Here is a 10,584-nt window from a genome sequence, read left to right as displayed (position 1 = left end):
CGGCCGGCTCCCCCGGCCGCGGACGGACGGCCTCCGGCGGGGCGATCGGACGGGCCCGGCCGAGCAGGACGGCGACCAGGACGGCGGTGACCGCGAGCGCGACCGCCCCGCAGCGCACGGCGAGGTGGATGCCGTCGATGAAGGCGCCGTCCACCGCTTCCTGGAGCGGACCGGGCAGTGCCGCCGCGGCTGCGCCACCGCCGTGCACCGCGCCGGTGGGCGCGTCCGCGATCGGACCGACGGCGTCCGGCGGGACGCCGAGCCGGTGCAGGGCGGCCGTCAGGGAGTCGGTCAGCCGGTCGGTCAGGACGGCGCCCAGCACGGCGATCCCCAGCACCCCGCCGAGTTCGCGCAGGGTGTTGATGGCGGCCGAGGCCATCCCGGTCTGGGCCGGGGCGACCCGCTGCATCACCCCGATCGACACCGGGGTGAAGGTGAGCCCCATCCCGAGGCCCATCGCGAACAGCGTCCACAGGTATTCGAGGTAGTGCGCGTGGTCGCCGTACAGTGACAGGCCGCCGAGGCCCGCCGCGCAGAGGACGAGGCCGAGCACCAGCGGCGGCCGGGGCCCGTGGCGGGCGGTCAGCCGGCCGGAGAGCGGCGCGGCGAGCACCAGCATCGCGGTCATCGGCAGCCCCGCGTAGCCAGCGGCGGCCGGGGACCAGCCGAGGGTGCCCTGCATCATCAGCGGCAGGAAGAACAGCGCGCCGAACATCCCGAAGCTGACCATGAACCCGCTGAGCAGCGCGCCGCCCAGCATGCCGTCGCGGAACAGTCGCAGCTCCAGCATCGGTTCGGCGAGCCGCAGTTCGAACAGCAGGAAGGCGATCAGCAGCACGGCGGCCGCGGCGCCGCAGCCGAGCACCCGGGCGTCGGTCCAGCCCCGGGACGGGCCCTCGATCAGCGCGTAGACCAGCAGGCCGAGTCCGGTGGCGGACAGGGCGAGACCGCCGAGGTCGATCCGGCGGGCTCGCGGCGGGATGTCCGGGAGCACCCGGGCGGCGAGCAGCAGTCCGGCGACGCCGATCGGCACGTTGATCCAGAACACGCTGGCCCAGCCGAGGTGTTCGACCATCGGGCCGCCGACCACCGGTCCGACCGAGAGGCCGAGCGCGGAGACCCCGGACCAGGTGGCGATGGCCTTGGCCCGCTCCTGCTCGTCGGTGAAGACGTGCCGCAGCAGGGCGAGACTGCCGGGGGTGAGCAGCGCGGCGCCGACGCCCTGGAGCATCCGGGCGCCGACCAGCACGCCGATCGTGTCGGCGAGCGCGGCCAGGGCCGATCCGACCGTGAAGAGGGCGAGGCCGAGCCGGAACACCCGGGTGCGGCCGTAGCGGTCGCCGAGTGCGCCACCGGTCAGCACGAAGGCCGCGTAGACCAGGCTGTAGCCCTCGGCGACCCATTGCAGGCCGCTGATCCCGGCGTCCAGTTCCTGGCCGATGCGGGGCAGGGCGTTGTTGACGATGACGTTGTCCAGCATGGACATGAACATGGTGACGCAGAGCGTGAGCAGCGCGAGCCGTCGGCGGCGGGCGCTCGATTCCTCCATGGGTTCCCTCCCGATCATGAGCCCCTAACACTGTTAGGGGTCGGCGCGACAGCCACAGAGTGCACCTAACGGTGTTAGATTGCAAGCGGGAATCCACCACACGGCCGGAGGCGTCCGCACACCCATGCCGCAGAACCACCCCGACACGCCCGGGACCGACGACACGACACCCGCCCTGACCAGGGACGCCCTCGCCCAGGCCGCCCTGCGCATCCTGCAACGGGACGGCCTGGCCGGGCTGTCCATGCGCAAGGTCGCCGCCGAGGTCGGCGTCAAGGCGGCCTCGCTGTACTGGCACGTCCGCAACAAGCAGGAGCTCCTCGACCTGCTCACCGACGCGCTGTTGGGCTCCGCCGAGCCCCCGCCGCGCACCGGCGGCTGGCGCGAACAGTTCCACGCGTACAGCTGGCGCTACCGCCGCCTGCTGCTCGACACCCGGGACGCGGCCAAGGTCGTCGCCGGTCGGCTCGCCCCCGGGCCCCACCTGCTCGGGCTGATGGAGGACCAGCTGGACCGGCTCCGCGCGGCCGGCTTCTCCGACGCCGACGCCGCCATGGCCAGCTACCTGCTGGGCGCCTTCGTCCAGGGCTTCGTGCTCCAGGAACAGTCGCCGATCTCGGCCGCCGAGGTGCTCGGCACCAGCCGCCGGGACATCGCCGACGCCGCCGGCGACCTGTTCCGCGCCCTGCCCGCCGAGACCTTCCCCAACCTGGTCGCCCTCGCCGACGACCTCACCGCGCCGGACATGGACGCCCGCTTCGAGTTCGGCCTCCAGCGGGTCCTCGACGGCCTCGCCGCCCTGCTCCCGCCGGAGCACCGCTGAGCCCCTCCTCGGGTTCGACACCGGGGTAGGCTCGCCGGGCCCACCCCGTACGACCACGGAGGAGTCACCGATGCCCGAGCCATACCCCCTCTACGAACCGTACGCACAAGGCCTGTTGGACGTCGGCGACGGGCAGCTGATGCACTGGAACGCCTCCGGCGACCCGGCGGGCAGGCCGGCCGTGGTGGTGCACGGCGGGCCCGGCTCCGGCCACAGTCCGGGCACCCGGCGGTACTTCGACCCGGAGCGCTACCACCTCGTCCAGTTCGACCAGCGCGGCTGCGGGCTCAGCCGCCCGGCCGCCGCCGACCCCTCGACCAGCCTGGAGCACAACACCACCGCGCACCTGATCGCCGACATGGAGCGGCTGCGCGAGCACCTCGGCATCGACAAGTGGCTGCTCTACGGCGGCTCCTGGGGCTCCACGCTGATCCTCGCCTACGCGCAGGCCCACCCGGAACGGGTCTCCGCGATCGTGATCTGCGGGGTCACCATGACCCGTCCCGAGGAGACCGACTGGCTGTACCGCGGCGTGGGCCGCTTCCTGCCCGCGGCCTGGGAGGCGTTCCGGGACTTCCTTCCGCCCGCCGACCGCGACGGGGACACCTTCGAACTGCTCGCCGCCTACAGCCGGCTGCTCGACAGCACCGACGAGCCGGTCCGGCGGGCCGCCGCCAACGCCTGGGCCACCTGGGAGGACGCGGTCATCTCGCACGAGACGCTGGGCAAGCCGAACGCGTACACCGACCGGCCCTCCGACGCGCTGATGGCCTTCACCCGGATCACCGCGCACTACTTCTCGCACCGGGCCTTCCTGCCGGACGGCCAACTGCTGCGCGACGCCGGGCGACTGTCCGGAATCCCCGGCGAACTGATCCACGGCCGACTGGACCTCGGCGGGCCGGTCGACACGGCCTGGCAGCTGGTCAAGGCCTGGCCGGACGCCCGGCTGACGGTCATCGACGACTCCGGGCACACCGGCAGCCCGCGGATGCGGGACGCGATCCTGGCCGCGATCGAACGCTTCGCCTGAACCCCGGCCGGGCGTCCGGGGCACCCGCCGGGCGCTCACCGGGGCCCTCGGTTCCTCCGAACGCCCGGCCGGTTCGTACAGGTGGGATTCCCCTACGATACGACGCATGATCGCCTATGCCCCAGCCGCCCTGTTCTTCCTGTTGTTCGGAATCGGGGTAGTACGCGACCGTCGCCAGTTCAGCAACGCCGTCCTGCTCGGCATCGCCGTCTCCCTCCTCTCCCTCGCCCTGCTCGCCGAGCTCCGCAAGGCACCCAGCATGGTGATCACACTCGCGGCGGCGGTCATCGTCCTCCTCCCGGCCCTCGGCACGGCGGCCCTGGTCTGGTTCCTGCTCGCCAACGGCCTGACCATGATCCGCAAGGAGGGCAGACGGCCGGCCAACCTGCTGTCACTGCTCGCCGGGCTGGGCATCCTCGGCGTCATCGGACTGCTGGTCGCCGCCCTCATCGTCCACTCGCGGCCGCTGGCCGCGCTCGCGGGCACCGCGCTCCTCGTGGTCGGCTACGTCTCCTTCCTGTTCACCTGCTTCGTCGGCTACGCCTTCCTGTACAGCCGCCACCGGCCGCGCCGGGACGTGGACTTCGTGATCGTGCTCGGCTCCGGGCTGATCGGCGGCGAGCGCGTCCCGCCGCTGCTCGCCAGCCGACTGAACCGGGGCCGCGAGGTGTACGAGAAGCAGGCCGCCCGCGGCAACCCGCCGGTGCTCATCACCTCGGGCGGCCAGGGGCCGGACGAGAAGCTGCCGGAGTCCCACGCGATGGCCGACTACCTGGTCGAACGCGGCTTCCCCGAGGAGCACATCGAGCGGGAGGACCGCTCGCGCACCACCGAGGAGAACCTGCTGTTCAGCAAGGCCATCATGGAGCAGGCCAAGCCCGACTACCGCTGCGTCGTGGTCACCAACAACTTCCACGCCTTCCGGGCGGCACTGCTCGCCCGTCAGACCGGCGTCAACGGCCACGTCTTCGGCTCTCCCACCGCCCGGTACTACTGGCCGAGCGCCACCATCCGCGAGTTCGCCGCGATCTTCCTGTCCCACAAGCTGGTCAACTTCGGGATCTGCGGCTTCATCGCCCTCTGCGGAGTGCTCGCGGCCCTGTGAGCCGCCCCGGGACCCCCACCCGGGCGGGCCCCGGTCGCTCCGGCGGCCGGGGCCGGTTCTTTTCCATCCGTCATCGGGTTGTGGAGATGGTCCCCGGGTTCGCCCTGGAACACCGCCGTCCTCGACGTCACCTCGCCTCAAGTGCGTTCCGGTGCGGGGCAGGTACGGCCTTCAGCGCTCCGCAAGACGCCCGGCCGGGCCGCAGGACCACGGCGCGGGGCGCGAGCCGCAGGACCATGGCGGCCTGCGCCATGCCCGGGCGGTGGACCCCGGATGACCGTCACATGGCACCGGGCCTGCGGGCGCGCCACGCTGCACGGGACCGGCCCCCACTCCTCCCCCACGTTGGAGTCCCCATGCCACTGCGCCCCACCGCCGCGGCGCTGCTCACCACCGTCGCTCTCGCGCTCGGCACCGCCGCGCCCTCCGCAGCCGTCGCCTCCCCCACCGCATCCACCGCCACCACGGTTTCCCCCGTCACGGCCTCCGCCGCATCCTCCGTGGCGGCGGCCACCAGCGGCAGCTTCCAGCAGGTCACCGGGTTCGGCACCAACCCGGGCAACCTCGCGATGTACACCTACACGCCCGCCGGCTTGCCCGGCGGCGCGCCCCTGGTGGTCGCGCTGCACGGCTGCGTCCAGAGCGCCACCGACTACTACCGCAACTCGGGCTGGACCAAGTTCGCCGACCAGTACGGCTTCGCGGTGGTGTTCCCGCAGACCAGCAGTGTCAACAACAGCCTCTCCTGCTTCAGCTGGTTCGACGCGAGCCGGGCCGCCCGGGGCGTCGGCGAGGCCAGGTCGGTGGTCGAGATGGTCGCCAAGGCCGAGTCCCTGTACGGCTCGGACGCCCACCGGGTGTTCGTCACCGGGCTCTCGGCGGGCGGCGGGATGGCCGCCGACCTGTTGGCGGACTACCCCGACGTGTTCGCCGGCGGGGCGATCGACTCCGGGCTGCCCGCACACTGCGCCACCACCCAGGCCGCCGCCTCCGGCTGCCAGAACTCCGACCAGGGGCTCACTCCGGCCCAGTGGGGCGACAAGGTCCGGGCCGCGTACCCGGGTTACACCGGGCCGTGGCCCAGGGTGGCGATCTGGCAGGGCACCGCCGACACCGTGGTCAGGCCGGTGAACGCGGCCGAGCTGCGGGACCAGTGGACGAACGTCCAGGGCCTCGGCCGTCAGCCGACCGGCACCCGGAGCCTGCCCAGCGGCACCACCCAGGAACTCTACGCCGATGCGAACGGAAGGCCCGCGGTGGCCGTGTTCACGATCAGCGGGATGGGCCATGGCCTGGCCGTCGACCCGGGCTCCGGGGCCGACCAGTGCGGGGCGACCGGCGCCTACTTCCTCGACACGATCTGCTCCGGCTACTACACCGCGCGGTTCTGGGGGCTGGACGGCGGCTCCGGCCCCACCGACCCCGGGCTGCCCGCCCCGACCGGGCTGACCGCGACCGCGGCCGCCGGGTCGGTCGCCCTCGGCTGGCAGTCCGTCAGCGGCGCCTCCTCGTACCAGGTCTTCCGCGATGACGCCCAGGTGGGCAGCACGACCGGCACGGCCTTCACCGACACCGGACTCGCGGCCGGCACCACGTACCGCTACACCGTGGCGGCGGTCGACGGGTCGGGCGCCGCCGGCCCCCGGTCGGCGGCGGTGACGGCGACCACTCCGGGCGGGGGCACCCCCCAGTGCTTCACCGCCAGCAACTACGCGCACGTCTCGGCGGGCCGTGCGACCCAGACCGGCGGCCAGACCTACGCGCTCGGCTCGGGCCAGAGCATGGGGCTCTGGAACACCTTCGTCACCCACACCCTGAAGCAGACCGGACCGGGCTACTACGTGCTCGCCGACGGCCAGTGCTGAGCGGATGGCCGCTGCCGAGCGGACGGCGGCCACCGCGCCACCGGGTGACGCCGCGAACGCCCGCGCCGCCGCACCCGTCGTCCGGCTCACCCCGCCCCCACCTCCACCCCTGCCTCCGCCCGTAGCCCGGCGAACAGGTCGGTCTCGATCGTGCCCTCCCCGACCGCCGCACCCACCACCGGCACCAGGCTCCGGGCCAGGTGGTAGTCCTCGGTCGGCCAGACCTCGCGCTCGATGTCCCGCGGGTGGGCCATGAAGGCCACGCCCGGCTGGACCTGGGTGGCGTGTGCCAGCATCGCCGCGTCCCGTACGGCGAACTGCTCGGCGCACGCCACCCGGGTGGTGGTGGCCAGGGCCGGCGGGGTGTCGGGCCAGCCGGCGAGCAGCTCGCCCATCCCCGAGGGGACGCCCCGTTCCGTCATGGCCTCGTGCAGGGCCCGGAACCAGGCCCGGGAGAGCGCCAGGTGGTAGTAGAGCTTGGACACCTGCCAGGGCTCGCCCGGCCCGGGATCGTGCTCCGGGTCGGCGGCGGCTTCGACGGCCGCCACCGTGACCCGGTGGGTCATCACGTGGTCCGGGTGCGGGTAGCCGCCGGTCTCGTCGTAGGTGATCACCACCTGCGGGCGGAACTCCCGGATCAGTGCGACCAGCGGCGCCGCCGCGAGCTCCACCGGCCGGGCGGCGAAGCAGCCCTCGGGAAGGGGTTCGTCCGGGCCGGGCATCCCGGAGTCGACGAAGCCGAGGAACCGCTGGCGCACACCGAGGATCTCCCGGGCGGCCGCCATCTCCTCGCGCCGGACGCGGGCGATGTCGGCCCGGACCTCGGGCCGGTCCATGGCCGGGTTGAGCACCGAGCCGCGCTCGCCGCCGGTGCAGGTGGCGACCAGGACGTCCACGCCCTCGGCCGCGTACCGGGCGAGGGTGGCCGCACCCTTGCTGGACTCGTCGTCGGGGTGCGCGTGGACGCTGAGCAGGCGAAGGCCGTCGGGGTGACGGATGGACACGGGTGCCTCCAGGTCTGGGTGGTCGGGAGCCGGCCGGTGGTCAGCCGGATCGGCGGGTGTTCGGGTAGAGCAGCGCCGGAGCGATGGCGAGCGCGGACAGGGCCAGCACCCACCAGAAGGTCTCGCCGAAGGCCGCACCCGGCCGGCCCGGGTGCCCGTCCTGCGCCTGTTGGAGCGCCAGCGTCAGCACCGCCGTGCCGAGCGCCCCGCCCACCCGGTTCAGCACGTTGACCGCACCCGCCGCCGCCGGCACCTGGTCCTTCTCGACGCTCCCGTACACCACTGCCAGGCCGGGGATCGCGATCATCCCCATACCCGCGCCGCGCAGTGCCAGCGAGCCGGCGATCAGCCAGGCGGCCGGTTCGGAGCCGCTGCCCAGCTGGGTGAACGCGATCGTGCCGACCAGGGAGCAGCCGATGCCGATCATGATCAGCGGACGCGGCGCGATGCGGTCGGTCATCCGGGCGGCCAGCATGGCGGTGACCGCCGTGCCGAGGGCCTGCGGCGCCAGCAGCAGACCGGCCTCCACCGCGCCGGCGTGCTTCACCTGCTGGTAGTAGAGCGGCACCAGGAACATCGAGCTGTAGAGCGCGGCGCCCTGCAGGAAGCTGTTCGCCGTCGCCACGCTGAAGCCGCGCCGGGCGAACAGCCGCAGGTCGATCAGCGGCGTCCGGACGCCCCCGCGCCCCACCCGCAGCGCGTACCAGCCGTAGGCCGCCACCAGCACCGCGCCCGCCGCCAGAGCGACCCAGCCGGCCGTTGCGCCGTCACCGATCGTCGCGAGCCCGTAGACCAGCCCGGTCAGGCCGGGCGAGAGCAGCACCAGACCGGTCACGTCCAGCCGGGGCTTCGGTGCGTCCGACGTCTCGTCGGACGGCAGCCAGCGGGCGGCGAGCAGCAGGATCACCAGCCCCACCGGCACGTTCAGCAGGAACATCCAGCGCCAGTCGAAGTGCTCCAGCACCAGCCCGCCGAGGATCGGCCCCAGGACCGGGGCCAGGCTGATCGGAAGCATCAGCGTGCCCATCACCCGCCCGACCCTGGACGGCCCGGCCGCTTGTATGATGATCGCCTGGCCGAGCGGTTGAATCATCCCGCCGCCGATCCCCTGCAGCACCCGGAAGGCGATCAGACTGCCCGTCGACCAGGCCAGGCCGCACAACGCCGATCCGAGCACGAACAGGACGACCGAGGCGAGCCACGCCCGCCGTCCCCCGAAGCGGCCGGCGGCCCAACCCGAGAGCGGCATGGTCAGCGAGATCGCCAGCAGGTATCCCGTGGCCACCCACTGCATCTCCGCGATCGAGCCGTGCAGATCGCGCCCGACGGAGTCGATGCCGACGTTGACGATCGTGCTGTCCAGCAGCGCGAGCACCGGCCCCAGCGCGAGCACCCCGCCCATCTTCCACAGGCCCGGCGGAATCGGCTCCGGCTCCCCCTCCCGGACTCCTCCCGGCCGGCCCTTCGCAGCAACGGATGCGGTCATGCGCCCTCCCCTGGTCGCCCTTGGGCGAGTCGCCCCCGAATCCGCGTGCCGCCACTTCGACGCTCACCCGGCACACTCTCGGACGCCCACCCGGGCAGCCGCTCCGGCCGCCCCGGAAAGAACTTAGGACGGACACATCGATTAGGTCAAATCTAATTTCTGTACTCGACCCAGCTTCCTGCGCTAGGCTCCCGGCATGACCGAGACCGGGACGACTCCGAACCTGCGCGAGCTCAACAAGCGCCGCACCCGTGAGGCGATCTCGCACGCCGCGACCAGGCTCTTCATCGAGCGGGGCTTCGACCGCACGACCATCGCCGAGGTCGCGGCCGCCGCGGGCGTCGCCAAGATGACCGTCACCAACCACTTCCCGCGCAAGGAGGACCTCTTCTTCGACCTGCACGAGGAGCTCGTCGTCCGGCTCGCCGCAACGGTCTCCGAGCGCGCACCGGGCGAGTCCGCGCTCGCCGCGCTGCGCCGCGACTGCCTCGCCGGGCTCGACCGGCACGACGCCCGGCTCGGCTTCTCCGGCCCGGAGTTCGCCCGCACCGTCTTCGACAGCCCCGCCCTGGGCGCCCGGCTGCGCGAACTGCACGAGCAGAGCGAGACGGCACTCGCCGAGGCGCTGGCCGAGGCGGTGCAGGAGAGACCCGTCGGCTTCGAGTGCCGGGTCGCCGCCGCGCTGCTCGCCGCCGTGGACCGTGCGGTGTTCGCCGAGGTGTTCCGCCGCACCCTGGCCGGCGAGGAGCAGGCGGCGATCGCCGCCGCGGTCCGCCCCTCGGCCCTCCGGGCCTACGACCGCCTGGAGAGCCCCCTCGGGAGCTTCGCCGTCCGGGACGCCTGAGTAGGGTCGGGACTGGCGCGGTGGCTGACGCTCCGTTTCCAGCCCCCGCGGCTTCACACCGTGCATGTGCAGTTCGACCAGAGGAACCCCGCGCAGGAGCATCCGTTGGCCACCATCCACTCCACCACGGCGAGGTACTACCTGGACGGCGGGGAGGGTGCCGGCAGCGGACAGCTCGCGTGCGCCGCAGCCGCCGGAGGTGGTGTCATACCAGGCGGTGCGCCCGGAGGTCGGCCACGTACTTGGTGATCAGGTCCGGTGACAGACAGGGGATGTCGCTGTCCTCGTCGAGGGCTGCGGCCCGGACCGCCGCACGGAACCGGCCCGCCGGCAGGGCGGATCCGGCGAGTGGCGGTGCCGGCTCGGCGAAGGCGTGCAGCAGCGGGAGCAGCGAATGCTGCCGCTGGCGGTCGGGCAGGCCGCGCAGGGCGGTCTCGAAGCGCTCGGTCCACTCGGCGTGGTCCTGGACGCGTGTCGGGGGATGCCCGGCTGCGATCAGCCAGTCGACGACCGTGTCGAGCGAGATGCCGTCGTCGTGCGGGTTGACCACGTTGTAGGTCCGGTAGCCCTCTCGTGCGTCGTCACCGAGCGCGGTGACGGCCCGCGCGGTGAAGTCCACCGGGAGTGCGTCGAAGTGTCCGCGCCCGTCGCCGGTGCCCCGGGCGTAGAAGCTGCCGGGTGCGATGCCCGTCGCCAGCAGGCTCAGCACGAGGCGGGTGAAGACGTCCGGGACGTTGAGCTGACCGCGGTAGCGCGGGTGCGCGAGGATCATGTTCGAGCGGAAGACGGCGACCGGTAGGCCGAAGGTCTCGTGCGCCTCGCGCAGCAGCATCCACCACGAGCAGGCGCGGTCCGACCTGCTCGACGACGGGCGC

The 10,584-nt window shown here is 73.1% G+C and carries 9 protein-coding genes; 5 read left to right on the top strand and 4 right to left on the bottom strand.

From position 1 onward, the window contains the following. Positions 1-1,549, bottom strand: a 1,549-nt coding sequence (locus ACWGKU_RS09420) for an MFS transporter (protein ID WP_452191390.1), incomplete at its 3' end; no start/stop codon positions are given. A 124-nt stretch (positions 1,550-1,673) separates the two neighbouring features. On the opposite strand from ACWGKU_RS09420, the gene ACWGKU_RS09415 reads away from it, so the two are divergent. From ACWGKU_RS09415 to ACWGKU_RS09400, 4 genes are all read left to right on the top strand, one after another. Then, entirely contained in the window at positions 1,674-2,372 is a 699-nt protein-coding gene (locus ACWGKU_RS09415) for a TetR/AcrR family transcriptional regulator (protein ID WP_452177866.1), read from the top strand. Between the two features lie 70 nt (positions 2,373-2,442). Further along, a complete protein-coding gene (gene pip / locus ACWGKU_RS09410; RefSeq protein ID WP_452177865.1) occupies positions 2,443-3,405 on the top strand; it encodes a prolyl aminopeptidase in 963 nt (320 codons plus the stop codon). A gap of 106 nt (positions 3,406-3,511) precedes the next feature. Further along, a complete protein-coding gene (locus ACWGKU_RS09405; RefSeq protein ID WP_452177864.1) occupies positions 3,512-4,510 on the top strand; it encodes a YdcF family protein in 999 nt (332 codons plus the stop codon). A gap of 356 nt (positions 4,511-4,866) precedes the next feature. Then, positions 4,867-6,375, top strand: a complete 1,509-nt coding sequence (locus ACWGKU_RS09400) for an extracellular catalytic domain type 1 short-chain-length polyhydroxyalkanoate depolymerase (protein WP_452177863.1) — start codon at positions 4,867-4,869, stop codon at positions 6,373-6,375. 86 nt (positions 6,376-6,461) lie between these two features. Here the strand turns inward: ACWGKU_RS09400 and mca are convergent, their stop codons facing one another. Together mca and ACWGKU_RS09390 are read right to left on the bottom strand one after the other, a co-directional pair. Further along, positions 6,462-7,379, bottom strand: a complete 918-nt coding sequence (gene mca / locus ACWGKU_RS09395) for a mycothiol conjugate amidase Mca (RefSeq protein ID WP_452177862.1) — start codon at positions 7,377-7,379, stop codon at positions 6,462-6,464. Between the two features lie 40 nt (positions 7,380-7,419). After that, positions 7,420-8,865 carry an MDR family MFS transporter gene (locus ACWGKU_RS09390; protein ID WP_359903706.1) on the bottom strand — a complete coding sequence of 482 codons (1,446 nt, stop codon included), beginning with the start codon at positions 8,863-8,865 and terminating at the stop codon, positions 7,420-7,422. A gap of 196 nt (positions 8,866-9,061) precedes the next feature. Here ACWGKU_RS09390 and ACWGKU_RS09385 point away from each other — a divergent pair, with 196 nt between their 5' ends. After that, positions 9,062-9,709 carry a TetR/AcrR family transcriptional regulator gene (locus tag ACWGKU_RS09385; protein WP_452177861.1) on the top strand — a complete coding sequence of 216 codons (648 nt, stop codon included), beginning with the start codon at positions 9,062-9,064 and terminating at the stop codon, positions 9,707-9,709. Positions 9,710-9,914: 205 nt separating this feature from the next. On the opposite strand, the gene ACWGKU_RS09380 is transcribed toward ACWGKU_RS09385, so the two are convergent. Further along, entirely contained in the window at positions 9,915-10,541 is a 627-nt protein-coding gene (locus ACWGKU_RS09380; RefSeq protein ID WP_452177860.1) for an SDR family oxidoreductase, read from the bottom strand. Positions 10,542-10,584 lie beyond the last annotated feature (43 nt).

The organism is Kitasatospora sp. NPDC054768, from assembly GCF_053612025.1.
The sequence above is the reverse complement of the archived record's forward strand: the minus strand, read 5'-3'. Positions and strand labels throughout refer to the sequence as shown.